This is a genomic window from Thermomonas beijingensis, from assembly GCF_020034655.1.
GTDB classification, from domain to species: domain Bacteria; phylum Pseudomonadota; class Gammaproteobacteria; order Xanthomonadales; family Xanthomonadaceae; genus Thermomonas; species Thermomonas beijingensis.
This window is the reverse complement of sequence record NZ_JAIQDJ010000001.1, coordinates 284,318-307,875: the sequence shown is the minus strand read 5'-3', so window position 1 is coordinate 307,875 and position 23,558 is coordinate 284,318. Positions and strand designations below refer to the sequence as shown.

The window sequence follows — 23,558 nt, the reverse complement described above, 5'->3', positions numbered from 1 at the left end:
TATCGGAAAGTCCCGCCAGCTTAATCCCGTGCAGCCTTGCAACAAAGTCGGGGCAGCACGCCTGCAGTGTTCCGCCAACGCAAGTAATCGACTTACAGCGCCAACCAGCCCGCGACCACGCTGCGCAATTCGTCCACGCCTTGCCTGGACTCGCCGGAGAACAATTGCACGCTGACGCTATCGGCATAGGCGCGCGAAAGCTCCATCCGCACTGCCTGCAAGGTATTGCCGGCGGCGCCACGGCTGAGTTTGTCGGCTTTGGTCAAAATCACATGCGCAGGCAGGGCACGGCGCATCGCGTAGCCCAGCATCTGGCGATCGTAGTCTTTCAATGGGTGGCGCACATCCATCACCACCACCAACCCGCGCAGGGCATCGCGACTGCCGAAATAGCCATCCAGAAACGCCTGCCAATGTGCCTGCAACTCCTGCGGCACCTTGGCGTAGCCGTAGCCGGGCAGATCGACCAGATATTTGTTTTCGTGCGGCGGCAACCCGAAAAACACCAATTGCTGGGTGCGTCCTGGGGTTTTGGACACCCTTGCCAGTGCATTTTGCTGACACAGCGCGTTCAGGGCGGAGGATTTGCCGGCATTGGAGCGCCCGGCGAAAGCAACTTCAAACCCGCCATCGGTGGGTAATTGCCGGTAATTATGGGCGGCCAGCAGGTACTGGGCGCGTGCAAAAGGATTGGGAGCAGCCATCTGCATAGCATGGCATGCTTGGGGGAGGAATCGGAGCCGTTTGACCGCTTCCCGCGTGGCCACCATAATTTGCCGGTTGAGCAATCCTCAGGATTGCATCCTTTCGTGTCAGTGGAGTTCTGCATGCGTCCTGTCCATGCCCTTGCCGGTGTTGCCTGTCTTGCCTTAGCTGCGGTGGCCTATGCCCAGAGCACGGCGATAGCCGCACCCGACAATGCCCCCGTACAAGCTGCACCATTGCAGGAAAAACCTGCGACTTGGGGCGACCCGCAAGTAGGCCAAAGCAAGGCCGGCGCTTGCGCCGCCTGTCACGGGCTGGATGGCAATGCCATGCAGCAAAGCGCACCGCGCATCGCAGGCATGCCCGAGCGCTATATCGCCGAGCAGCTGCATTTGTTCAAAACCAGCCAGCGCACCAGTGGCTTGGCGGGGGTGATGGTGCCGTTTGCCAGCATGCTCAGCGCGCAGGACATGCGTGATGTTGGCGCGTGGTTTGCCAAACAGTCGGCCGGCGCAGGTGTGGCCGACGATACCGTCATCGCCACCGGGCCGAACCAAGGCAAGAAGTTCTATCAATTGGGTGAAATCTTGTTCCGCAATGGTGATGCCGGCCGCAACATCCCCGCCTGCATGGCCTGCCACGGCCCTTCGGGTGCGGGCAACCCCGGCCCCGCCTATCCGGCCCTGCATGGTCAAGATGCCACCTATGTGGCACGTCGTCTGGAGGAATACCGCACCGGCGCCACGACTTACACCAACCCGGCGCATTTCAAGCTGATGGCGGATGTCACCAAGTCGCTGAGCGATGAGGAAATCAAGTCACTGGCCAGCTATGTGCAGGGCTTGCACACCCGCACACCCGGCACCACCAAGGAAAGCATCGCCCGCTGAGGATGCCGCTTCACCATGCGTTCGTTTTGTCCCGTGCATGCTTGTTGCTCGGCCACCCTGATCGCTGGAGACTGATGCGATGCGCTCCCTGCTGCTGACCTTTGCCCTGTTACTGTCCACCACGCTGTTGCCAGCCCATGCCCAGCAGGCCCTGCCGGGGCTGACTGCAGGTGTGCAATATGATTTGATCGATGCCGGGCAGCCCTATCAGCAATTGCCGCCGGGCATGGTCGAAGTGGCGGAAGTATTCGCCTATACCTGCCCCCATTGCGCCCACTTTGCTCCGATGCTGGACGCATGGTCCAGACAACTGCCGGCACACGCCAAACTGGTGCTGGTACCGGGAGTGTTTGACCGCGATGACCCGTGGTCGCGTGCATTCTTCGCCGCGCAGAGCAGCAAATCCTTGAATGTGCTGCACCCGCGTCTGTTCGCTGCCATCCATGAAACCGGCGACCTGCCACGCAATGCCGACAGCGCGCAAATCATGGCGTTCGCCAGCAAGGTGCAAGGCGTCAATGCGGCCGCGTTCAAGGCTGCGATGCTGGACAATGCCAGCTTGCTTCCCAAGCTCAAATCCGCCTATGAATTTGCTGCGCGCAGTGAAATTCCAGGCACTCCGTCGATCATTGTTGCTGGCCGCTACCGGATCAAAGGTGACAGCTACGAGGGCCTGCTGGCCAATGCACTCGCGGTGGTCAACGCCTTGGCACCCAAATCCGCCGCGCCGGCCAAACTTGCACCCAAGCCTGCAGGCAAACCCGCCACGAAAGCCGCAGCGGCCAAGTCTGCCCCCGCCCGTTCCTGACCTTTGCTGCTCTAGACCATTGGAAGTTGATGCCATGACGATGATGCGCCACGCTCTGCTACTGCTCGCCCTGCTGCCGTTGGCGGCCTGCAAGGACAAGGCTCCGGCTGCGGTGAACGCCGACCCGGCGGCAGCCACCGCGCAGGCGCAAACCAAGGCCGCCAGCGCCGAGGATCCGCAACGCGCAGCGGCGGCTGAGGCCAATGTCAAAGCCGCCGCCGAGGCCGCCGCCAAGGCCCCGCCGCCGGTGGAAGGCACCGATTTTGTCAGCATTCCCAATGGCCAGCCGTTTGATACCGCGCCCGGCAAGATCGAGATCGTGGAATTTTTCGGCTATGTCTGCCCGTTCTGCGCAGCGGTGCAGCCGACGGTGTCAGCGATGAAGGCCAAGCTGCCGCCGGATGTGCATTTTGTCGAAGTGCCGGCCGCATTTGGCGGGCCGTGGGACAACTACGCCAAGGCTTTCTATGCCGCAGAAGCAATGGGGCTACACGACAAGACGCATGATGCGATGTTTCGTGCAATCCACGTCGATCAGACGCTGAAAGGCGAGCGCGGCATGGATACCCCGGAAGACATCGCTGCGTTCTATAAGAATTATGGTGCCGATCCGGGCCAGTTCCTGAGCAGTATGCAGAGCTTTGCAGTGGCCGCCAAAATCAACCGCGCGCGGCAGTACATGACCGCCGCATTTGCCAATGGCGACCAGATGGGTACACCGACCTTCCTGATCGACGGCAAGTACCGCGTCAAAGGCAAGACCATTGACGACATGTTCCGCATCATCAACCAATTGGTGGTGGCCGAACGCGCCAAACTGGCCAATACGGTGCCCGCCACTGCAGCGGCCCCTGCCGCGCCAGCGGCCAACGAGGCGGCCAAGCCCTGATGTGCGCCTGAGCTGCCATGTCCACTCGCCGGTTGCGCCTGCTCAGCGCCAATATCCAGGCCGGCTCCAGCACGCGCGGCTACGGCGACTATGTGACGCGCAGCTGGTCGCATGTGCTGCCGGCGGGCAACAAACGCGGCGCGTTGGACACCATCGCCGAACTTGCCGGCCGCCACGACATCGTGGGCCTGCAAGAGGCTGACCCCGGCAGCCTGCGTTCCGGCTTCACCAACCAGACCCACTACTTGGCCCAGCGCGCCGGCTTTGCCTACTGGAGCCACCAGCCCAACCGCAACGTGGGCGGCGTGGCCTCCAGCGCCAATGGCCTGCTCAGTCGGTTGGAACCGCGGCTGGTGGAAGACCACCCGCTACCGGGCCGGGTCAAGGGCCGCGGTGTACTCACCGCACGATTTGGCGATGGCCGCGATGCGCTGACGATTGCGATCGCCCACCTCTCGCTGGGTAGCCAGTCGCGCCGCAACCAGCTGGATTTCATCGCCGAATTACTCAGCGATCTGCCGCATGCGGTGCTGATGGGTGACTTCAATTGCGACCCAGATCGCCCGGAAATGCAGGCGCTGTACCGCCGTACCGGCCTGCAACCGCCGCCGCAATGCGTGCCCACGTTTCCCTCGTGGCGGCCGCAACGCGCCATCGACCACATGCTGGTCACCCCCGGTTTGCATCTGGCCACGATGCAAGCCCTGCCCGCCGCGCAGTCGGATCATCTGGCACTGTCGGTGGAATTGGATGTGCCCGATGCCGCACTGCGCTAATGCAGCGCGCCATACGCAAACGCACTGCCCACCAGCAGCAGGAATATTGCAAATATCCGCTTGAGTACCGGCCCGCTCAGCGCGTGTGCCAAGCGCGTGCCATACGGCGCGGCGAGTGCCGAAGTGGCGGCCACCGCAATCGCTGCGGGCACATACACATAACCCACCGATCCGGCCAACGGCAGCGCGCCTGCCGGGGCTTGCAGCGCATAGCCCAGCGCACTGCCCAACCCGATAAAGATACCGCAGGCCGACGACGTGCCCACCGCACGCACCGGTGCAACTCCACGCCACACCAACAACGGCACGGTCAAACTGCCGCCACCAATGCCAATGATCGCCGAGACGATGCCGATGCCGCCGCCTGCAGCGGTATAACCCGGCCCACGCGGCAGCACATCGGCGTGGCCAGTGGCGGGGGGGGTTGATAACCACATCTGCGCAGCAATCACCCAGCAGTAGCCCGCCACGCACCAGCGCAGCACACCATCGTCCAGCGCAATCGCAAAGCGACTGCCCAGCCAGCCCCCCAACAGCACCCCCGGCACCATCCACGCCACCGTCGGCCACAACACACTGCCTCGCCGGTGATGCGCACGCGCCGAAGCCGCTGCCGTCAGGACAATGCTGGCCAACGAACTGGCTAGGGCCGCATGCATCGCCGCGTCCGCCGGCACGCCCTGCATCGGCAGCAACCACGCCAACGCGCCCACCAGCACCAAGCCGCCACCAATCCCCAACAAGCCGGCCAGCACACCCACGCAGGCACCCAGTGCCACATAGATCAGCAAGAAACTCATCGCGCCAGCAACATGTTGATCGCCACCCGAACCAGAGCCGGGTCGGGTAGTGATGTTCGCCAAAGACCAAGACCGCCAAGCACCAAGGCAGGCCGGCTAACTTGCAACAAACGCCGCAAGCGCTACCCGCAGCCGCGCCAAACCATCGGCGACTTCGGCATCGCTGATATTCAGTGCAGGCACGAAGCGCAGGACGTCGGGGCCGGCTTGCAGCAGCAGCAAGCCGTGTTCCGCTGCGTGATCCAGCATGGCACTGGCCTTGCCGGCGTAGTCTGGCGTCAACACCGCGCCCAACATCAGGCCGCGCCCACGCACTTCGGAAAATAGTCCAAGGTCTGCGTTGATGGCGGCAAGGCCTTCACGCAAGGCGTGCGCCTGGCGCTGTACGTTGGCGACAATGTCATCGGAAGCCAGTGTGCGCAGGGCGACGCGGGCGACGGCGGCGGCCAGCGGATTGCCGCCAAACGTGGTGCCGTGTGCGCCAAACTGCATGACCTGCGCGACCTTGGGGCCGGCCAGCAGTGCGCCGGTCGGGAAGCCGCCGCCGAGTGCCTTGGCCAGAGTGACGATATCGGGCACGACGGCATCTTGCCAATGCGCAAACAAGCTGCCGGTGCGGCCCATGCCCGCCTGGATTTCATCCAGCACCAAAAGCGCAGCATGCCGATCACACAGCGCGCGCACGGCTTGCAGATAGCCCGCGGCGGCGGGAATGACCCCGCTTTCGCCCTGTACCGGCTCCAGCATGACGGCGGCCACATCGCCTGCCGCCATTGCCGCATCCAGCGCCGGGATGTCGTTGAAATCGACATAGCGAAAGCCCCCCGGCAGCGGCTCGTAGCCGTACTGATATTTGGGCTGCGCGGTAGCGGTGACAGTGGCCAGGGTGCGGCCATGGAAGCTGCCGTGGAAAGTGATGATGGTGCGCTGCTCCGGCGCTCGGCCTTGCGCGCTGGCCCATTTGCGCACCAATTTGATCGCCGCCTCGTTGGCTTCGGCACCGGAGTTGCACAGAAATGCGCGCTCGGCAAAACGCGAGGCCGCCACCAATTCCTGCGCCAGCCGCAGCGGCGGTTCGCTGTAAAACACATTGCTGGTATGCCAGAGTTTGCCGGCTTGTTCGATCAGCGCAGCATTCAACTCTGGATTGCAATGGCCCAGGCTGCACACCGCGATTCCTGCGCCAAAGTCCACGTAGTCACGGCCTTCGTTGTCCCACAGGCGTGCACCTTTGCCGCGCTGCAAAATCAACTCGCGCTGGCGGTATACCGGCAGCAACACCTCACGCCCCAGTGCCAATAACGCACTGCTGTTTGCCGCTTGCTGCATCTCACCACACTCCTGTATTGGGCATCGACAACCACGGCTCTTGCGGCGGCAGGTACCCGTCTTGCAACAGCTCAACCGAGATCAGGTCGGGCGAACGCACAAACGCCATATGCCCATCACGTGGTGGGCGATGGATGGTGTAGCCCATGTCCAGCAAGCGCTGACAGGTGGCGTAAATATTTTCAACGCGAAAGGCCAAGTGACCGAAGTTGCGCGCACTGCCGTAGTCCTCGTCGGAACCCCAGTTATGGGTCAGCTCGATTTCGGCCTCCGGGGTAGCCTCTGCGGCCAGAAAAATCAGGGTGAACTTGCCTTGCGGGTTGTCCATGCGCCGCGTTTCGCGCAGGCCCAACCCTTGGCAATAAAACCGCAGCGATGCATCCACATCGCGCACGCGCACCATCGTGTGCAGATATTTCATTTCACATCCTCGGAAATCATTGCCATCACGCGTCCAGATACAAATCCGGCAGCAACGGCTGGGTTGGATCCACCGCATAGTGCGACAGGTCGGTGATGCCGGCCGCGTGCAGTACGTCATCATCAATCAGGAAATTGCCGGAAAAACCAGCGGCTTTGCGCGTCAATATCACGTGCGCGGCATCCCCCATGATTGCAGGCGAGCGCCCGTTGCCGGCATCCACACCGGGGATCATGTTCAGCGCATCGGTGGCAATCAAGGTGCGCGGCCACAGCGCATTGATCGCCACACCCTGCGCGCCAAACTCGGCTGCCAAGCCCAAGGTGACAAAGCTCATCCCCATTTTTGCAAGGGTGTAGCCGGTGTGCGGGCCCCACCATTTGGGGTCAAGCGTGGGCGGCGGGCACAAGGTGAGGATGTGCGGATTGGGCGCTTGCAACAGATGCGGCAAGCACGCCTGCGCGCAAAGAAAACTGCCACGGCTATTGACCTGCTGCATCAGATCAAAACGCTTCATCGGGGTATCCAGTGTGCCGCGCAAATAAATCGCGCTGGCGTTGTTGACGAGGATGTCGATGCCGCCAAACGTATCCAGCGTCGCCGCGACTGCGGCGCGCACCTGGTCTTCTTCACGAATATCGCATTTGAGTGCCAGCGCGCGGCCACCGGCATCCTCCACCGCCTGTGCGGCGCTATGGATCGTGCCCGGCAATTTGGGGTTGGCGACATCGGATTTGGCGGCAATAGCCACGTTTGCGCCATCACGCGCCGCGCGCAACGCAATCGCCAAACCGATCCCGCGGGAAGCCCCGGTGATGAACAGAGTCTTGCCAGCCAGCGTGCTCATGCCTGTGTCCTGTCTGAAATCAGCGTGGAAGTGTAAGCCCGCCGCCTATAATTCGCCGATGCACAGTGCCTGGTTCGACGCCACCCTCGCCTGGATCAGCGCCCACCCGCTGGCCGCGGGCGTGCTGGTGTTCTTGATCGCGTTTTGCGATGCCATCATCATCATCGGTGCGATTGTGCCTGCGCTACCGCTGATGATCGCGATTGGCGTGTTGATTGGCATGGGCGAATTATCCGGCCCGTATGCGGTCAGCTGCGCGGCGCTGGGTGCGTTCCTGGGCGATGGTTTGAGCTATTGGATAGGCCGCCGCTGGGGCGAATCGCTACGCGGGGTCTGGCCGTTCAGTCGCCACCCTGGCCTACTGGATCGCGGCGAAAATCTGTTCCGCCGCAATGCGTTCAAAAGTATTTTCATTGCCCGCTACGTGGGTGCGGTGCGTCCATTTGTGCCGGCCATTGCCGGCATGGCGAAGATGCCGCTGCTGCCCTATTTCAAAGCCAGTGGCCTAGCCTGTGTCTCGTGGGCGATCCTGTTCTTGCTGCCGGGCTGGGCCTTGGGCCAAGCTTACGATGCGGTGGCAGCGGTGGCCGACAAACTGCTGTTGGTGCTATTGGGTTTACTCGCGGCCCTGGCCTTGGCATGGGCCGTGGTGCTGTACACATGGCGCTGGTTTGCGCTGAATGCCGACAGCTTGCTGGCACGTACGTTGCGCTGGATTCACGCACATCCCCGTTTGCGCCGCCATGTGGGGGCCTTGATTGATCGCCGACGGCCGGAAACCGCTCCCTTGGTATTGCTCGCGCTTTGCCTGTTTGCGGTGGCATGGTTGTGGACGTGGTTCAGTGTTTCCCTGCTCGCCGAGGGCGGCCCACTGCGGTTGGACCACGAGGTGTATGCGCTGATGTTTTCACTGCGCAACCCGTTGGCAGACCGGGCCATGGCCACCTTGGCCGGCATTGGCAGCGCGCCGGTGCTGGGGTTGGCATCAGCCGCGGCACTGGCATGGCTGTTGTGGCGCAGGCGCTGGAAAGCAGCACTGCATTGGCTGGCCGCCATTGCCATTGGGCTGGGCCTGACTGAAGCCCTGGACGCGGTGATCGATATGCCACGCCCCCCCTTTGCTGCGGCAGGTTTTGGCTTCCCATCGGTGGCGGTCACCATGACCACGGTGGTGTTCGGTTTTTTTGCGGTATTGATCGCCCGCGAACTGCCGGGCCGGCAGCGGGTATGGCCATATTTGTTGACCGGCGTGGCCACCGCATTGGTGGGCTTTGCGCGCTTGTATCTGGGTGCGCACTGGTTGTCTGACATCATTGGCGGGGTGCTACTTGGCGCAGCGTGGGTGCTGGTGATCGGGATTGCCTACCGGCGTCACAGCGAGCGTTCGTACTGGATGCGCCCGCTCAGCTGGAGTTTTTATGGCGTATTCGTACTTGCCGCCTGTTGGTATGCACCACGCAGCGCACCGCACACACTGGCTCAGTTTGAACCCCCACCGCCCAGCGAAACGATCACCATGCGCAACTGGCAAGCGCAAGGCATGGCCAACGCCAGCGTGCGTTTTGATCTGGAAGTAGCCGGTGATTTGGCAACCCTGCAAGGAACGCTGCTCAAGCATGGCTGGCGCGCGCAGACCGCCGCCGATTGGGTCACGGCGCTGCGGCTACTGGATGACAGTACCCCCGCAGCCGAGCGCCCGGTGCTGCCGGTTGCCTTGAGCGCGCATCCAGAGCGCCTGTTGCTGCGCCGCACGAGCAGCGATCCTGCACGCATCGAAGTCTTGCGCGTGTGGCCTGCACCGGTGCGCCTGGCCGATGGCACGCCGCTATGGGTGGCCCGCTACGAACGGATGCAATTGCACCATCGATTGCGCCTGCTGTCATTGTGGACACCCGACCCGCCGGCACATGTGCTGCCGGAAGACCTGCAAGCCCTGCCTGATGCCGCGCCGCTACAGGTGCGGGTGCATCCGCGTTGACACATGAGAGGTGGCTTATGCGCGCGCTTGCATGCCCGCAAAAAACCGCCGCGGCGCACCATCAAACCCACCGTTGGACATGAACACCACATGGTCGCCACTGCACACCTGCGTGTGCAGTGCGGCCAATAACGCATCCACATCAGTGACCGCTTGTGCGTGACCGCGCACGGTGTTGATGACGTTGCTGGCATCCCAGGGCAATTCCGGACGCGCCAGAAAAATCACTGCATCGGCAATATCCAGCGAGGGTGCCAGCGCATCGGCGTGCGCACCCAGGCGCATCGAATTGCTGCGCGGCTCGATCGCCACCACGATGCGTGCATCGCCCACCTTGGCGCGCAACCCTGCCAGCGTGGTGTGAATCGCGGTGGGGTGATGGGCGAAGTCGTCGTACACGGTGATGCCCGCGTGTTGCCCGATCACTTCCATGCGCCGTTTGACGCTATGAAACCGTGCAAGCGAAGGGATAACCTGCGCCAGCGCCACGCCCTGCGCGGCACACGCAGCCAACGCGGCCAACCCATTCAACACATTGTGGTCGCCCAGCAGTGACCACTCGACCACACCACATTCCTGGCCCGCACGCAGTACCGCAAACCTGCTGCCATCGTCGCGCAATTTACGCGCACTCCATTCGAAGTTCTCATCGAAGCCAAAACGCTCCACCGGCGTCCAGCAGCCCATCGCCAAGACTTCGGCCAACTGCGCATCGTGACCATTGACGATCAGCCGCCCACGCTGTGGCACGGTGCGCACCAGATGATGAAATTGACGCTGGATCGCGGCCACATCCGGGAAAATATCGGCGTGGTCGTATTCCAGATTATTGAGGATGGCCACCAGCGGGCGGTAGTGCACGAATTTGCTGCGTTTGTCGAAAAACGCAGTGTCGTATTCGTCGGCCTCCACCACGAATTCACGCCCAGCCCCCAAGCGCGCCGACACGCCAAAATCTTCCGCCACGCCACCAATCAAAAAGCCCGGATCGCGCCTTGCCGCATCCAGCAAAAAACTCAAGATCGTGGTGGTGGTGGTCTTGCCGTGGGTGCCGGCCACCGCCAACACATCGCGGCCCGGCAACACCTGTTCGGATAACCACTGCGCACCGGAGGTGTAGCGCATGCCGGCATCCAGCACATGTTCAACCGCTGCATTGCCGCGCGACAGCGCGTTGCCAATGATGACCGCAGCGCAATCGGCGCTGATGTTTTGCGGCTGATAGCCCTGCTGCAATGTGATGCCCAACTGCTCCAGCTGGGTGGACATTGGCGGGTAGATATTTTGGTCGCTGCCTTCCACCGCGTGGCCAAGTTCACGCGCCAACGCGGCCACGCCGCCCATGAAGGTGCCGGCGATGCCGAGGATATGGAGTTTCACAAGTTGTTCCTGAGTCGATCCCAACGGAATTCAGAGGTGAATCGGTGCGAGGCAAGCCTCACACCGACTCGCCACCCACCCCGCACTACTCAGCCAACCTCATGCCCGCGTTGGATGGCTTCCACAATCCGGGTGAACACCTCGTCCAGCGTACCCACCCCATCCACCACGGTGAGCTGGCCATGCTGGCGATAAAAATCCACCACCGGTGCGGTTTTTTCGTCATAGACATTCAAGCGATGCCGTACCGATTCGGGGCTATCGTCAGAACGACCTTCGGCCTTGGCGCGGCCAGCCAGACGCGCGATGATCTGCTCGTTATCCACCACCAATTGCACAGCGGCATCAAACTTTTGACCAAGACCTGCCAGCAAGGCATCCAGCGCCGCGGCCTGCTCAAGATTGCGCGGATAGCCATCAAGGATAAAGCCGGCCCTGGTGTCCTCGCGTGAGAGGCGGTCTTTCAGCATCCCCAGCAGGATGTCATCGCTGACCAAATCGCCACGCGCCATCACTTCCTTGGCTTGCAGGCCCAACGGAGTGCCCGCGGCCACTTCGGCGCGCAACAAATCGCCGGTGGAAATATGCGGCACCTGCAGGTGCTCCTTCAGTCGCGTTGCCTGGGTGCCCTTGCCGGATCCGGGTGCCCCCAACAGAACCAATCGCATCGAATCGCTCCAAAATGTCTCGTGAATTGTCTTGTCATACGGCGCTAGACTGCATTTTGCGCCAACCCCGGCCAGCTTACTGCATTTGACACCTGTTGCTGGTGCCAGTGCCAAGGAACCTTCATGCCCGCAGGCAATTTGCTGTATGCCCAAAGCGGCGGCGTCACCGCCGTCATCAACGCCACCGCCTCCGCCGTACTGCACACGGCGCGCACCAGAAAAGTACGCGTATTGGCCGCGCGCAACGGCATCCTGGGTGCGCTGGGCGAGGAATTGTTCGACACATCCGCCTTGACCAGCGCCGAGATCAAAGGCCTGGCGCACACGCCGGGTGGCACATTCGGCAGTTGCCGCTTGAAACTGAAATCGCTGACCGAAGACCGTGCCAAGTACGCGCGCCTGCTGGACGTTTTCAAAGCGCACGATATCCGCTGGTTCTTGTACAACGGCGGTAATGATTCGGCCGATACCGCACTGAAAGTCTCGCAACTGGCCGCCGAATTTGACTACCCACTGACCTGCGTGGGCGTGCCCAAGACCGTGGACAACGATTTGGCCGTCACCGATTGCTGCCCGGGATTTGGCTCAGCTGCCAAATACACCGCTGTGTCGGTGCGCGAATGCGCGCTGGATGTGGCGGCGATGGCGGAAACCTCAACCAAGGTGTTTGTGTATGAAGCCATGGGTCGCCACGCCGGTTGGCTGGCGGCAGCGGCAGGCCTGGCAGGCACTGGCAAAGACGATGCCCCGCATCTGATTCTGTTCCCCGAGCGCGTGTTTGATGAAGCCGATTTCATGGCGAAGGTGGCCGCCATCGTCAAACGCGTGGGCTATTGCGTGGTGGTGGCCAGCGAGGGTATCCGCACCGCCGATGGCCGTTTCGTGGCCGATGCCGGCGGCGGCAAGGACAGTTTCGGGCATACCCAATTGGGCGGCGTGGCCTCGCATTTGGCCGGCCGGGTGAAAGACGTGCTGGGCCACAAGGTGCACTGGGCGCTACCCGACTACCTGCAGCGCTCGGCGCGGCATCTGGCCAGCAAGACCGATCTGGAACAGGCGATGGCGGTAGGCCGGGCGGCAGTGGAGTGCGCCCTGAACGGGCAAAACGCGGTGATGCCGGTGATCGTGCGCGATGCCGATGCGCCGTACCACTGGCATATCGACATCGCCCCACTGTCACGCATTGCCAATCATGAAAAAACCATGCCCAAGGGTTTTATTCGCAAGGACGGCTATGGCATCACCACCGCTGCCCGTCACTACCTATTGCCACTGATCGAAGGGGAAGCCTATCCCCCGTATGTCCGGGATGGACTACCCAATTACGTTGTCCCCAAGATGACGCTGGTACGTCGCCGCTTGCCCGCCTGGAACGGCTGAGGCGAAGCTGGCATACACTGCGCCCAACTCGAATCCCCAAACTCTCGCTTCAGGACACCTCCATGATCAAGACCGCAATTGCGCTCTCCTCGTTGGCCCTGGCACTGGCAGTTGCCAGTACGCCGGCCCAAGCCCAGTTCAGCAAGAAAAAAAATGACCCGCAAGGTGCGGCTGCGAGTGCCAATTCGCAAGGCGCCGGCCTCAATCTTGAGCATTGTGATCAATCGATGGGCACGATTGCAGTGGTGGAAGAACAGGACGGTGACTGGTACCGCTACCTGACCTCGGATTTGCGTTTGCCGTCCACCATTCCAGTGATCCGCATGTTGATCCAGCAATCCAACTGCTTTGTGGTGGTGGAACGCGGCCGTGCCATGAAGAACATGATGCAGGAACGTGCGCTGATGGATAGCGGCGAACTGCGCGAAGGCAGCAACTTCGGCAAAGGCCAGATGGTGGCAGCCGACTACACCATGAACCCCAGCATCAATTTCTCGCAAAGCAATGCCGGCGGCATTGGCGGCGTCATTGGCTCGTTTGGTGGCAAGTGGGGCGCCGTGGGTGCGATTGCCGGCAGCCTGAAGTTCAAGAAAGCGGAAACCATGCTGACCATGATCGACAACCGCTCCGGCGTACAGATCGGTGTGGCGCAGGGGAATGCCACCAAGACCGATTTCGGCTTGGGCTTCCTCGGCGGCGGCGGTTCTGGTTTCGGCGGGCTGGGCGGCTACACCAACACTCCCGAAGGCAAGGCATTGGCGGCTGCGTTCGCCAATGCCTACAACAACTTGGTGCGCGCGATGCGCGACTACCGGCCGCAAGAAGTGGAAGGCGGGCTGGGCAAGGGCGGCAAGCTCAAAGTCGGTGACTAAGCCCACCGATTGCAGTGATGACGCAAACGCCCGGTATTGCCGGGCGCTTGCGTTTGCAGCCACGCACGCACATGCGATGCTGCGCGGATGCCCGTCTTGCAAGTCAAAGCCAAACCCAATTCCCGCGTCTGTGCACTGACGTTGCAGGAGGACGGTACGTGGCTGGCACACCTCAAATCCGCACCGATCGATGGCAAGGCCAATGCCGAACTTATCGGGTTGATCGCCAAACAGTTCGGCTGCCGCAAAGCCGATGTGCAGATCAAATTGGGTGCGGGTGGGCGCATCAAGTTGGTGACCGTGCCTGACTGAACTCGACCTCAGTCGCAGCCGCGTCCTTCCACGCCCAGCGCCACCGCAAACTGCGGCACCGCCCCCAGCTGGCCCTGTGCTGCGGCATCCAAACCGTCCTTGAGATAGACCCGCACCCGCCCTTGCGCATCGAGTTTAGGGGTGGCGCTGGCAGCGTCCTTGCGCCAGATCCGGATGACCGCAGATTGGCCGCTGCAACTGGCATTGGGGACACGCAATACATCATTCAAAATCCAGCCATTGGCTGCCGATGCCTGCGCTTTGCGCGCATCCAGCAACCGCGCGCGGGCCTGACAGCGTGTGCTGGTCCGCACTTGGGTAAGTGCGTAAGGTGACGCTTCCTTGGCCTTGGTGAACCGTCCTTCCAGGCGGGTACACGCCTCGGGGATGGTGCGCAGCGTGTGCAGCACACCCGGTACCTGCGCGGGGATCGGCCCGCGCTGGATTTCCGGACTTTGCGCCGCAGCGGCTGCCATCGCCAAGGCAAGTAACAGGCCAGCCAGAAACATGTGCAGTCGCAGCATCGAACACTCCGTTTTCATCACCATGCAGGCAGATTCGCACGTCCAAGCTGAATCCTGCGTGCGGCGCTCCAATTCCCGCCGAGGTATGCGATAGTCAGGCGTCGCCTACCATTTGGAGTAGGCACATCAACCTGCCGTTTTCCATTTCGAACACCCGGGGAGGGGATTCATGCTGGAGCAATATGGTTTGGTACTGGCGCTGGTCTGCGCCGTCGTTGCAATTATCTATGGCCTATGGGCCGCCGCCTGGATCAACAAGCAACCTGCAGGCAATGAACGCATGCAGGAAATTGCCGGGGCCATCCAGGAAGGCGCGCGTGCCTATCTCAATCGCCAGTACTCCACCATTGCCATCGCGGGGGTGGTGCTGCTGGTGTTGATCGGTGTGTTTTTGAATATCCATACCGCAATTGGCTTTGCCATTGGTGCGGTGCTCTCAGGCGCGGCCGGCTATATCGGCATGAACGTCTCGGTGCGCGCCAACGTGCGCACGGCGGAGGCTGCGCGCAAGGGCATGAGTGCTGCGATGGATGTGGCGTTCCGTGGTGGCGCGATCACCGGCATGCTGGTGGTGGGGCTGGGCCTGCTGGGTGTGGCCGGGTACTACTTCGTGCTGGGCAAACTGGGCCTGCCGCAGGAAAAAGTGCTGCACGCACTGGTCGGACTTGCGTTCGGCAGCTCGCTGATCTCGATCTTCGCGCGCCTGGGTGGCGGCATCTTCACCAAGGGTGCCGACGTCGGCGCCGATCTGGTGGGCAAGGTCGAAGCCGGCATCCCCGAGGATGACCCGCGCAACCCGGCGGTGATCGCCGACAACGTCGGCGACAACGTCGGCGACTGCGCGGGGATGGCGGCCGACCTGTTCGAAACCTATGCGGTGACCATCATCGCCACGATGCTGCTGGGCGGGCTGATGTTCGCCGTGAACTCGCATGCGGTGCTGTATCCGCTGCTGCTGGGCGGGGTGTCGATCATCGCCTCGATCATTGGCGCGTTCTTCGTCAAGGTAAAGGCAGGCGGCTCGATCATGGGCGCGCTGTACAAGGGCGTGCTCGTGTCGGCGCTGCTGTCGGCGGTGGCGTTCTGGTTCGTCACCGCGGATCTGTTCCCGAACGGCTTGACGTCGCTCGACGGCAGCCTGGTGATTTCGTCAACCAACATTTTCTATTGCGGCCTGGTTGGGCTGGTGCTGACCGGCGTGATCGTGTGGATCACCGAGTACTACACCGGCACCCAGTACGCGCCGGTGAAGCACGTCGCACAGGCCTCCACCACCGGCCACGGCACCAACATCATCGCCGGCTTGGGCGTGTCGATGAAGTCCACCGCACTGCCGGTGCTGGCGGTGTGCGCCTCGATCCTGGTGGCACACAAACTGGGTGGCCTGTACGGCATCGCGATCGCCGCGACCGCCATGCTGTCGATGGCCGGCATGATCGTGGCGCTGGACGCCTACGGCCCGATTACCGACAACGCCGGCGGTATCGCAGAAATGGCCGAGCTGCCGCCGGAAGTGCGCAACGTGACCGATCCGCTGGACGCCGTGGGCAATACCACCAAGGCCGTCACCAAGGGCTATGCCATTGGTTCTGCGGCACTGGCCGCGCTGGTGCTGTTCGCCGACTACACCCACAACCTGCAAACCGCGCATCCGGACGTGCAGTTCACCTTCGACCTGTCCAACCACATGGTGATCGTCGGCCTGCTGATCGGCGGCCTGATTCCCTATCTGTTCGGCGCGATGGCGATGGAAGCCGTGGGCCGCGCCGCCGGTGCGGTGGTGGAGGAAGTGCGTCGCCAGTTCCGCGACATCAAGGGCATCATGGATGGCAGCGGCAAGCCGCAGTACGACAAGGCCGTGGACATGCTGACCAAGTCGGCGATCAAGGAAATGATCGTGCCGTCGCTGCTGCCGGTCGCGGTACCGGTGATCGTGGGTCTGGCGCTGGGCCCGCAGGCGCTGGGCGGGTTGCTGATCGGCACGATTGTGACGGGCATCTTCGTGGCCATTTCGATGACCACCGGCGGCGGCGCATGGGACAACGCCAAGAAGTACATCGAGGACGGCCACTTCGGCGGCAAGGGCAGTGAGGCACACAAGGCTGCCGTCACCGGCGACACCGTGGGTGACCCCTACAAGGACACCGCAGGCCCCGCCGTGAACCCGCTGATCAAGATCATCAACATCGTGGCGTTGCTGATCGTGCCGCTGCTGCCGGTGAACACCCAACACACCGAAGCCGCCAAACCGCCGGTAGCGGTGAGCGCACCGGCCATGGAGCAGATGCAAGCCACGCCGGTGGCGGAAGACACTGCCCCCCCCCCTGCAGCGGAAACAGCACCCGCTGCCGATGCGGCCAAACCGGCGCAGTAAGTTTCATCAACACGCAGCAACAAAAACGGCGACCGCAAGGCCGCCGTTTTTGTTTGAGCATTGTGCGCCTGACTTACTTCGCCAACCGCTTGGCAATCGCCGCGCCCAGATCACCAGGGCTACGCACGGTGGTGATGCCGGCCTTTTCCATCGCGGCAAACTTGCCTTCGGCGGTGCCCGAGCCACCCGAGGCAATCGCACCGGCATGCCCCATGCGCTTGCCCTTCGGTGCCGACGCACCGGCGATAAAGCCCACCACCGGCTTCGTCACATGCTTGGCAATGAACTCGGCGGCCTCTTCCTCGGCACTGCCGCCGATTTCGCCGACCATGATGATGCCCTCGGTCTGCGGGTCGGCCTGGAACAACTTCAACGCGTCGATGAAGTTGGTGCCGTTGATCGGGTCGCCGCCGATGCCGATGCAGGTGCTCTGGCCCAGACCCACGTCGGTGGTTTGCTTGACCGCTTCATAGGTCAGCGTGCCGCTGCGCGAGACGATACCAATCTTGCCGGGCAAATGGATGTGACCGGGCATGATGCCGATCTTGCATTCGCCGGGAGTGATCACGCCGGGGCAGTTGGGGCCGACCAGCACGACGTCCGGAGTGCCCTTCAGTACGTTCTTGACGCGCAGCATGTCCAGCACCGGGATGCCTTCGGTGATGCACACGATGACTTTGATGCCAGCAGCCGCCGCTTCCATGATCGCGTCAGCGGCAAACGGCGGTGGCACGTAGATGACCGAGGCATCGGCACCGGTGGCCTGCACGCACTGCGCCACGGTGTCGAACACGGGCAGACCCAGGTGGGTGCTGCCGCCCTTGCCGGGTGTCACACCGCCCACAACCTGCGTGCCGTAATCCAGCATCTGCTGGGCGTGGAAGCTGCCTTGCGAGCCGGTAAAGCCCTGCACCAGCACCTTGGTGTTCTTGTTGATCAAAACGGACATGAGGGGATCCTTTTACTGGCCAGCGACGGCGGCAACCGCCTTCTTCGCGCCATCGTTGATGTCGTCGGCCGGAATAATGGCCAAGCCGGAGTTCTTCAGCAGGTCCTTGCCCGCTTCCACATTGGTGCCTTCCAGCCGCACGATCACCGGGATCTGCACGCCCACGTCCTTGACCGCCGCGATGATGCCTTCGGCGATCATGTCGCAACGCACGATGCCACCGAAGATGTTGACGAAGATCGCCTTCACCTTGTCCGACGACAGGATCAGCTTGAACGCCTCGGTCACGCGTTCTTTATTCGCACCACCGCCGACATCCAGGAAGTTGGCAGGCGCGCCGCCTTCCAGCTTGATCACGTCCATGGTGGCCATCGCCAGGCCCGCACCATTGACCATGCAGCCGATATTGCCGTCCATCGTGACGTAGTTCAGGTCGTACTGGCTGGCGCGCACTTCGGTTTCGTCTTCCTGACGAATATCGCGCATCGCGGTCAAATCGGCGTGGCGGAAGCTGGCGTTGTCATCGGAATTGATCTTGCCGTCCAGCACCGCGAGATTGCCATCGGTGAGGATGGCCAGCGGGTTCAATTCGACCAATGCCAAATCTTTTTCGTTGAACAGGCGATACAGGCCCAACATGATCTTGGTCAGCTGGCCCACTTGCTTGGCGGTCAAGCCCAGCGCGAAACCGAGGTCGCGGCACTCGAACGGCTGCAAGCCTTGCACGTAATTGACGTGCAGGGTCTTGATGGCTTCGGGCTTCTCGTGCGCCACCTGCTCGATATCCATACCGCCTTCGGCGGAGGCGATGAAGGTGATCGACTTGGTATCGCGGTCCACCAACACCGACAGATAGAGCTCCTTTGCGATGTCGGTGCCTTCGCACACCAACACCGAATCCACCGGCAATTCAACGCCGGCGGTCTGATACGTCGCCATCCTGGTGCCCAGCATGCCCTTGGCATACTCACGCACTTCGTCCAAGGTCTTGGCCAGCTTCACACCACCGGCTTTGCCGCGGCCGCCAGCGTGGATCTGCGCCTTGATGACCCACAGGTCACCTGGGATGGTTTTGGCCGCATCAACGGCCTCCTCCGGCGTGCGCGCAACGCGCCCGGTCGGAACTGCAATGCCGTAATCGGCAAACAATTGCTTTGCCTGGTACTCGTGAAAATTCATGGATCACCCGGGGAGAGGACGGACATCCGTGCTGCTGGAGTAACCAGTCCGGCCCGGATGGAACCCCATTTTAGCGTGTTGCGGCGCGTCATGCGTTGCCAGCCCGCACGGTTCCCGCATACTCGCCTCATGTTGCAGGCCTATCTTCCTTCCGACACCCAGTCACTGCAGGTCGCGATTCGCCGCGAGCTGTACTCGTTCACCCTGTATCGGCTGCTGGAAGCGGCGCTGCTGTGTTTGACCGTGTTCGCCCCAGTTGGCATGATTTTTGGCCAGCCGCGGCACCCGCACTTGGCTGCGGGCATCGCTATTGTTTACCTGATTGCCGCCATTGCCTTGTTCTTCAGTGGCCGTCGTGGCCAAGTCAACACCCAAGTATGGACCGGCATCAGTCTTGACATCCTGGCCAGCACGCTGGCCACCAACGCACTGCCGAATGTGGGCTCGGGCATTGCGATGATGTTGTTGTTCAACATCGGCGCGGCCGCGTTGTTCCTGCCGTTGCGCAAGGGGCTGATGCTGGCCGCCATCGCCAGCGTGGCGCTGGCGCTGCAACTGGCCTGGAGCTACCTGACCCAAGAGGCCATCAACCGCCCGCTGATCGAAATTCCGATGTTCGCGCTCAGCTATCTGGCAATTGCAACATTGACCAGTTTGCTGGGCCAACAATTGCGCGCCACCGCCGCTCTGGCCGAACATCGCGGCAGCCAAGCCGCCAATCTGGCCGAAGTGAACGAGTTGATCATCCGCCGCATGCGCACCGGCGTGTTGCTGGTGGATGGGGATGGCGAGATCCGGCTGGCCAATGAAGCCGCGTTGCTGCATCTGGGTGCCGCCGGCGAGGGCCGGCGCATGCTGGCCACCGCCGCGCCCGCGCTGTATGCGCGGCTGCGCTTGTGGGAGCGCGATGGCACACAAGACACTACCCCCCTGCAATTGGCACAGGATTTGCCAGAAATCCTGCCGCGCTTTGCACGCATGCTGGCCGAAGGTGATCAGGTATTGGTGTTTCTGGACGATGCCGAGCTGGCGTCACGCCGCGCCGAGAGCCTGACCTTGGCCACCTTGGGCCGGTTTTCTGCCAGTTTGGCGCACGAAATTCGCAATCCGTTGGCGGCCATCAGCTACGCCACCCAGTTGCTGGAAGAGTCGCAAGACATCAACGCCTCCGACCGCCGCCTGCTGGAAATCATCTACCAGCAGACCCGCCGCATGAATGGCATCGTGGAAAGCGTGCTGGGGCTGGCCCGGCGCGAACGCGCCCAGCACGAGCATCTGGATTTGGGCGAATTTGCGCGTCAGTTTGTCGCCGAATATCTGCAAAACCACCCGCTGGACAACGACACCTTGGACATCAAAGTCGCACCCGGCGCGTTCCCCTGCTTGGCAGATCGCCGCCAATTGCAGCAAATCGTGACGGTGCTGGTGCACAACGCACTGGTGTACGGGCGCATGCCCGGCGCACCGGCACACGTCAGCGTGCATGTGTACCGCGATGACAAAGGCGCGCCGGTGCTGGATGTGCAAGATCGCGGCCCCGGCATCCCGGAAACCGTGGCGGCACAGATGTTTCGCCCATTCTTTACCACCTCCAGCCACGGCACCGGGCTGGGGCTCTACCTCGCCCAGGAGATGTGCCAAGCCAACCAGGCCGAGCTGCAACACATCCCCTTGCCAGCCGGCGGCACCTGCTTTCGGATCCGGTTGACCGGCGTCCGTGCGATCAGCACCGGCTGAACCGTACCCCTGCGCACACTGCCACAAAACGTCGCACTTGGACGCAGCGCGGCAACCGGGTATCTTTCAACCTAATGAATACACTCGCGCGCAGTACGTCCAACAGCGTCCTCATCGTCGATGACGAACGCGACATCCGTGAACTGTTGGTGCTCACCCTGGGCCGGATGGGGCTGAAGAGTGATACCGCCTCGTCCCTGCACGACGCCCGCGCCCTGCTGCGCCACAACCAATACGCACTATGCCTGACCGACATGCGCCTGGCCGACGGTTCCGGTATCGAGTTGGTGCAGGAAATCACCCAACTGTACCCGCACACCCCGGTGGCGATGATCACCGCCTTCGGCAATCAAGAAGCCGCGGTTGGCGCACTGAAAGCCGGTGCCTTCGATTTTGTCAGCAAGCCGGTGGACCTCACCGTGCTGCGCGGGCTGGTGCAGCACGCATTGAAACTGGGCTCGCAACCGCGTACAGCCAACGACACCGGCAGACCCTCGCCGGCCGCAGGCGGCATGGCCGCACGCCTGCTGGGCCAGTCGCCGGCCATGACCGACCTGCGCACCACCTTGGCCAAGGTCGCCCGCAGCCAAGCCCCCGTGTATATCGCCGGCGAGTCTGGCGTGGGCAAAGAATTGGTGGCACGCACCATCCACGACGAAGGCGCGCGCGCCTCCGGCCCGTTTGTGCCGGTCAACTGCGGCGCGATCCCGGCCGAACTGATGGAAAGCGAGTTTTTCGGCCACAAAAAAGGCAGCTTCACCGGTGCCCATGCCGACAAGACCGGGCTGTTTCAGGCCGCCGAGGGTGGCACCTTATTTTTGGATGAAATCGCCGAATTGCCGATGCCCATGCAGGTCAAACTGCTGCGCGCCATCCAGGAAAAATCAGTACGCCCGGTGGGTGCCAATGCCGAAGTCGCCGTCGATGTGCGCATTCTTTCGGCCACCCACAAAAATCTGGCCGCCTTGGTCGATGAAGGCCGCTTCCGGCACGACCTGTACTACCGCATCAATGTGATCGAACTGCGCGTGCCGCCGCTGCGCGAACGCCGGCAGGACTTGACCCTGTTGGCCGACGCCATCCTCACCCGGCTGGCCACCGCGCAAGGCCGCCCGCAGCCGGTACTGCACGCCGGCGCCATCGAAGCACTGGCCCATTACAGCTTCCCCGGCAATGTGCGCGAGCTGGAAAACATCTTGGAGCGCGCCTTTGCCCTGGCCGACGACGACGGCATCCGCGCCGCCGACCTGCGCCTGCCGGATCTGCACCGCCCCGCCCACGCCACTCCGCCAGCGGCAATCAGCTTGGACCCCAGCAAAATCGACCCGCGCGAATCCTCCACCAGTGCCCTGCCCAGCTTCATCGAAGAAGTCGAGCGCAAGACCATCGAACTGGCACTGGCCGAAAACCGCTTCAACAAAACCCGCACCGCCGCGCAACTGGGCATCACCTACCGCGCCCTGCGCTACAAGCTGAAAAAGTTGGGGATCGATTGACCCCCTATCGTCCGCGTTGAAGACTGCCGCGCCCGGGAGTTGTACGCTTCACTGCATCGACGGCCAGGCCTATGCCCTGTCCGTGGCCAAGATCCATATTGATTATGGACGCCGCAGTCACCGGCAAGGCCTGAAGCTCCCTGCAATCCAAGCCAAACACCTGAACCCAGCTTCAATTTGTGACGCGATATGTCACAAATCGTCCCCGTGCGTCACCCACCCAATTCATCATTCCAAACAGGTTTGTCCCCAGAGTGCGATGGAATACGCAAAATACACCGCAAAAATGCATGTTGGCACGCATCCTGCATGTTACCTTCCGCACGTGCCACACGCACGGCTGCCGAAGGACTGGATCAGCGAGCACTGCGGCACGTGAATACCCACCCAAAACCCTAGGGGATCTACCCATGAAGAACCAACAAGGCTTTACCCTGATCGAACTGATGATCGTGGTCGCGATCATCGCCATCCTGGCCGCCATCGCGCTGCCGGCGTACAACAACTACCGTATCCGTTCGGCCAATGGCGCATGCCAAGCCGAAGCCAAGGCTTACATCAACTCCGCCGTGGCCGCCAACATGACCCCGGGCATGTCCGCCCCGACCCCGAAGGCCAAGGCTTGCAGTGGCCCGACCACGGCGGTGACCACGATCAGCGGCACCACCGTTTTCAACCCGGCAAGCCCTGGCGACAAGGCAACCACCTGCGAAAACGATATCGGCACCTGCACGCTGGCCACCTGATCCAAGCCGCCAACAGTTGGTAGTACCAATAGAGGGGCTTCGGCCCCTCTTTTTTTTGGGGCCACTCAGCTGAAATCAACTGCATTGGCCCGATTCTTGCTCAGTGGTCTGTTGAGTCATCTCCATGAGCACCGACCATGAACCGCAGCACATCCGGTTTCACCCTGATTGAGCTGATGATCGTTGTTGCGATTATCGCCATCTTGGCTGCCATCGCCCTGCCGGCGTACAACAATTACCGCATCCGCTCGGCAGAGGGGGCCTGCCAGATGGAGATGAAAAATTACGCGAATTTTTCGCTGGCGGCCATCTACACCAAGACCACGCCAAGCGCGCCCCCTGCTAGGGCCTGCAAAACAGCAACCACCGCTACCGTAATGAGTGCGCCCATTACTGGCACCCCACAGGATCCTGGCGTCAAGACAACAACCTGCGATATGGAAACTGCCAACTGCGTCTTGGCAACTTGAGTGCAGGCGTTGCACGCATCGCCGCTCG

Annotated in this window: 21 protein-coding genes and 2 pseudogenes; 13 read left to right on the top strand and 10 right to left on the bottom strand. The window is 62.2% G+C overall.

The features are described 5' to 3' along the window. Positions 1-92: 92 nt before the first annotated feature. Positions 93-704 carry a ribosome biogenesis GTP-binding protein YihA/YsxC gene (yihA, locus tag K7B09_RS01380; RefSeq protein WP_223625967.1) on the bottom strand — a complete coding sequence of 204 codons (612 nt, stop codon included), beginning with the start codon at positions 702-704 and terminating at the stop codon, positions 93-95. 123 nt (positions 705-827) lie between these two features. Here yihA and K7B09_RS01375 point away from each other — a divergent pair, with 123 nt between their 5' ends. The 4 genes and pseudogenes from K7B09_RS01375 (at position 828) to K7B09_RS01360 (ending at position 4,068) form a co-directional block, all read left to right on the top strand. Next, positions 828-1,595 (top strand): c-type cytochrome, encoded by a 768-nt coding sequence (locus K7B09_RS01375; protein ID WP_223625964.1) that lies wholly within the window; start codon positions 828-830, stop codon positions 1,593-1,595. A 79-nt stretch (positions 1,596-1,674) separates the two neighbouring features. Continuing rightward, positions 1,675-2,403: a thiol:disulfide interchange protein DsbA/DsbL gene (locus tag K7B09_RS01370; RefSeq protein WP_223625962.1), complete on the top strand. Its 729-nt coding sequence runs from the start codon at positions 1,675-1,677 to the stop codon at positions 2,401-2,403. Between the two features lie 40 nt (positions 2,404-2,443). Continuing rightward, positions 2,444-3,226 (top strand): annotated as a pseudogene (locus K7B09_RS01365) (thiol:disulfide interchange protein DsbA/DsbL); the annotation flags it as partial. Between the two features lie 104 nt (positions 3,227-3,330). Further along, complete coding sequence (locus tag K7B09_RS01360; RefSeq protein ID WP_223627691.1) at positions 3,331-4,068, top strand: endonuclease/exonuclease/phosphatase family protein; 738 nt, start codon at positions 3,331-3,333, stop codon at positions 4,066-4,068. Here K7B09_RS01360 and K7B09_RS01355 read toward each other — a convergent pair. From K7B09_RS01355 to K7B09_RS01340, 4 genes are all read right to left on the bottom strand, one after another. After that, on the bottom strand, positions 4,065-4,868 hold the full coding sequence (locus K7B09_RS01355) for a sulfite exporter TauE/SafE family protein (protein ID WP_223625960.1): 804 nt from the start codon (positions 4,866-4,868) through the stop codon (positions 4,065-4,067). The two genes, K7B09_RS01360 and K7B09_RS01355, sit on opposite strands and share 4 nt — an antisense overlap. Before the next feature lie 96 nt (positions 4,869-4,964). Then, positions 4,965-6,197, bottom strand: a complete 1,233-nt coding sequence (locus tag K7B09_RS01350; RefSeq protein WP_223625958.1) for an acetylornithine transaminase — start codon at positions 6,195-6,197, stop codon at positions 4,965-4,967. 1 nt (position 6,198) lies between these two features. Beyond that, positions 6,199-6,618: a VOC family protein gene (locus tag K7B09_RS01345; RefSeq protein ID WP_223625955.1), complete on the bottom strand. Its 420-nt coding sequence runs from the start codon at positions 6,616-6,618 to the stop codon at positions 6,199-6,201. A 25-nt stretch (positions 6,619-6,643) separates the two neighbouring features. Continuing rightward, complete coding sequence (locus K7B09_RS01340; protein WP_223625953.1) at positions 6,644-7,465, bottom strand: SDR family oxidoreductase; 822 nt, start codon at positions 7,463-7,465, stop codon at positions 6,644-6,646. A gap of 58 nt (positions 7,466-7,523) precedes the next feature. Between K7B09_RS01340 and K7B09_RS01335 the strand changes: the two genes are divergently transcribed. Next, entirely contained in the window at positions 7,524-9,443 is a 1,920-nt protein-coding gene (locus K7B09_RS01335; RefSeq protein WP_223625950.1) for a bifunctional DedA family/phosphatase PAP2 family protein, read from the top strand. A 15-nt stretch (positions 9,444-9,458) separates the two neighbouring features. On the opposite strand, the gene mpl is transcribed toward K7B09_RS01335, so the two are convergent. Further along, positions 9,459-10,823 carry a UDP-N-acetylmuramate:L-alanyl-gamma-D-glutamyl-meso-diaminopimelate ligase gene (gene mpl, locus K7B09_RS01330; RefSeq protein ID WP_223625948.1) on the bottom strand — a complete coding sequence of 455 codons (1,365 nt, stop codon included), beginning with the start codon at positions 10,821-10,823 and terminating at the stop codon, positions 9,459-9,461. Between the two features lie 89 nt (positions 10,824-10,912). Continuing rightward, a complete protein-coding gene (locus tag K7B09_RS01325) occupies positions 10,913-11,491 on the bottom strand; it encodes an adenylate kinase (RefSeq protein WP_223625945.1) in 579 nt (192 codons plus the stop codon). 123 nt (positions 11,492-11,614) lie between these two features. On the opposite strand from K7B09_RS01325, the gene K7B09_RS01320 reads away from it, so the two are divergent. The 3 genes from K7B09_RS01320 to K7B09_RS01310 all read left to right on the top strand — a co-directional run bounded on the left by K7B09_RS01320 (position 11,615) and on the right by K7B09_RS01310 (position 14,055). Continuing rightward, positions 11,615-12,871 (top strand): 6-phosphofructokinase, encoded by a 1,257-nt coding sequence (locus K7B09_RS01320; RefSeq protein WP_223625943.1) that lies wholly within the window; start codon positions 11,615-11,617, stop codon positions 12,869-12,871. 62 nt (positions 12,872-12,933) lie between these two features. Continuing rightward, on the top strand, positions 12,934-13,743 hold the full coding sequence (locus tag K7B09_RS01315; RefSeq protein ID WP_223625941.1) for a CsgG/HfaB family protein: 810 nt from the start codon (positions 12,934-12,936) through the stop codon (positions 13,741-13,743). Between the two features lie 87 nt (positions 13,744-13,830). Further along, the gene (locus K7B09_RS01310; protein ID WP_223625938.1) at positions 13,831-14,055 is read left to right on the top strand and encodes a DUF167 domain-containing protein; all 225 of its coding nucleotides are present in this window, start codon (positions 13,831-13,833) and stop codon (positions 14,053-14,055) included. An 8-nt stretch (positions 14,056-14,063) separates the two neighbouring features. Here K7B09_RS01310 and K7B09_RS01305 read toward each other — a convergent pair whose 3' ends face one another. Continuing rightward, positions 14,064-14,579 (bottom strand): hypothetical protein, encoded by a 516-nt coding sequence (locus tag K7B09_RS01305; RefSeq protein WP_223625935.1) that lies wholly within the window; start codon positions 14,577-14,579, stop codon positions 14,064-14,066. Positions 14,580-14,748: 169 nt separating this feature from the next. Between K7B09_RS01305 and K7B09_RS01300 the strand changes: the two genes are divergently transcribed. Then, positions 14,749-16,953, top strand: a complete 2,205-nt coding sequence (locus tag K7B09_RS01300) for a sodium-translocating pyrophosphatase (protein WP_223625933.1) — start codon at positions 14,749-14,751, stop codon at positions 16,951-16,953. Positions 16,954-17,026: 73 nt separating this feature from the next. Here the strand turns inward: K7B09_RS01300 and sucD are convergent, their stop codons facing one another. Continuing rightward, positions 17,027-17,902 (bottom strand): succinate--CoA ligase subunit alpha, encoded by an 876-nt coding sequence (gene sucD, locus K7B09_RS01295; RefSeq protein WP_223625930.1) that lies wholly within the window; start codon positions 17,900-17,902, stop codon positions 17,027-17,029. Positions 17,903-17,914: 12 nt separating this feature from the next. Further along, entirely contained in the window at positions 17,915-19,081 is a 1,167-nt protein-coding gene (gene sucC / locus K7B09_RS01290; protein WP_223625927.1) for an ADP-forming succinate--CoA ligase subunit beta, read from the bottom strand. 129 nt (positions 19,082-19,210) lie between these two features. Here sucC and K7B09_RS01285 point away from each other — a divergent pair, with 129 nt between their 5' ends. The 4 genes and pseudogenes from K7B09_RS01285 (at position 19,211) to K7B09_RS13230 (ending at position 23,530) form a co-directional block, all read left to right on the top strand. Continuing rightward, positions 19,211-20,818, top strand: a complete 1,608-nt coding sequence (locus K7B09_RS01285; RefSeq protein ID WP_223625925.1) for a sensor histidine kinase — start codon at positions 19,211-19,213, stop codon at positions 20,816-20,818. A 74-nt stretch (positions 20,819-20,892) separates the two neighbouring features. Next, positions 20,893-22,314, top strand: coding sequence for a sigma-54-dependent transcriptional regulator (locus tag K7B09_RS01280; protein WP_223625923.1), 1,422 nt, complete (start codon positions 20,893-20,895; stop codon positions 22,312-22,314). A gap of 410 nt (positions 22,315-22,724) precedes the next feature. Then, positions 22,725-22,823, top strand: a pseudogene (locus K7B09_RS01275) (prepilin-type N-terminal cleavage/methylation domain-containing protein); the annotation flags it as partial. A gap of 374 nt (positions 22,824-23,197) precedes the next feature. Beyond that, a complete protein-coding gene (locus K7B09_RS13230) occupies positions 23,198-23,530 on the top strand; it encodes a prepilin-type N-terminal cleavage/methylation domain-containing protein (protein WP_317851743.1) in 333 nt (110 codons plus the stop codon). Positions 23,531-23,558: the final 28 nt, after the last annotated feature.

What these genes read in the sequence shown, in the direction of transcription:
- yihA (WP_223625967.1), bottom strand. Translation starts at nt 704, where the DNA reads ATGGCTGCTCCCAATCCTTTTGCACGCGCCCAGTACCTGCTGGCCGCC.
- K7B09_RS01375 (WP_223625964.1), top strand. Translation starts at nt 828, where the DNA reads ATGCGTCCTGTCCATGCCCTTGCCGGTGTTGCCTGTCTTGCCTTAGCT.
- K7B09_RS01370 (WP_223625962.1), top strand. Translation starts at nt 1,675, where the DNA reads ATGCGCTCCCTGCTGCTGACCTTTGCCCTGTTACTGTCCACCACGCTG.
- K7B09_RS01355 (WP_223625960.1), bottom strand. Translation starts at nt 4,868, where the DNA reads ATGAGTTTCTTGCTGATCTATGTGGCACTGGGTGCCTGCGTGGGTGTG.
- K7B09_RS01350 (WP_223625958.1), bottom strand. Translation starts at nt 6,197, where the DNA reads ATGCAGCAAGCGGCAAACAGCAGTGCGTTATTGGCACTGGGGCGTGAG.
- K7B09_RS01345 (WP_223625955.1), bottom strand. Translation starts at nt 6,618, where the DNA reads ATGAAATATCTGCACACGATGGTGCGCGTGCGCGATGTGGATGCATCG.
- K7B09_RS01340 (WP_223625953.1), bottom strand. Translation starts at nt 7,465, where the DNA reads ATGAGCACGCTGGCTGGCAAGACTCTGTTCATCACCGGGGCTTCCCGC.
- K7B09_RS01335 (WP_223625950.1), top strand. Translation starts at nt 7,524, where the DNA reads ATGCACAGTGCCTGGTTCGACGCCACCCTCGCCTGGATCAGCGCCCAC.
- K7B09_RS01325 (WP_223625945.1), bottom strand. Translation starts at nt 11,491, where the DNA reads ATGCGATTGGTTCTGTTGGGGGCACCCGGATCCGGCAAGGGCACCCAG.
- K7B09_RS01320 (WP_223625943.1), top strand. Translation starts at nt 11,615, where the DNA reads ATGCCCGCAGGCAATTTGCTGTATGCCCAAAGCGGCGGCGTCACCGCC.
- K7B09_RS01315 (WP_223625941.1), top strand. Translation starts at nt 12,934, where the DNA reads ATGATCAAGACCGCAATTGCGCTCTCCTCGTTGGCCCTGGCACTGGCA.
- K7B09_RS01310 (WP_223625938.1), top strand. Translation starts at nt 13,831, where the DNA reads ATGCCCGTCTTGCAAGTCAAAGCCAAACCCAATTCCCGCGTCTGTGCA.
- K7B09_RS01305 (WP_223625935.1), bottom strand. Translation starts at nt 14,579, where the DNA reads ATGCTGCGACTGCACATGTTTCTGGCTGGCCTGTTACTTGCCTTGGCG.
- K7B09_RS01300 (WP_223625933.1), top strand. Translation starts at nt 14,749, where the DNA reads ATGCTGGAGCAATATGGTTTGGTACTGGCGCTGGTCTGCGCCGTCGTT.
- sucD (WP_223625930.1), bottom strand. Translation starts at nt 17,902, where the DNA reads ATGTCCGTTTTGATCAACAAGAACACCAAGGTGCTGGTGCAGGGCTTT.
- sucC (WP_223625927.1), bottom strand. Translation starts at nt 19,081, where the DNA reads ATGAATTTTCACGAGTACCAGGCAAAGCAATTGTTTGCCGATTACGGC.
- K7B09_RS01285 (WP_223625925.1), top strand. Translation starts at nt 19,211, where the DNA reads ATGTTGCAGGCCTATCTTCCTTCCGACACCCAGTCACTGCAGGTCGCG.
- K7B09_RS01280 (WP_223625923.1), top strand. Translation starts at nt 20,893, where the DNA reads ATGAATACACTCGCGCGCAGTACGTCCAACAGCGTCCTCATCGTCGAT.
- K7B09_RS13230 (WP_317851743.1), top strand. Translation starts at nt 23,198, where the DNA reads ATGAACCGCAGCACATCCGGTTTCACCCTGATTGAGCTGATGATCGTT.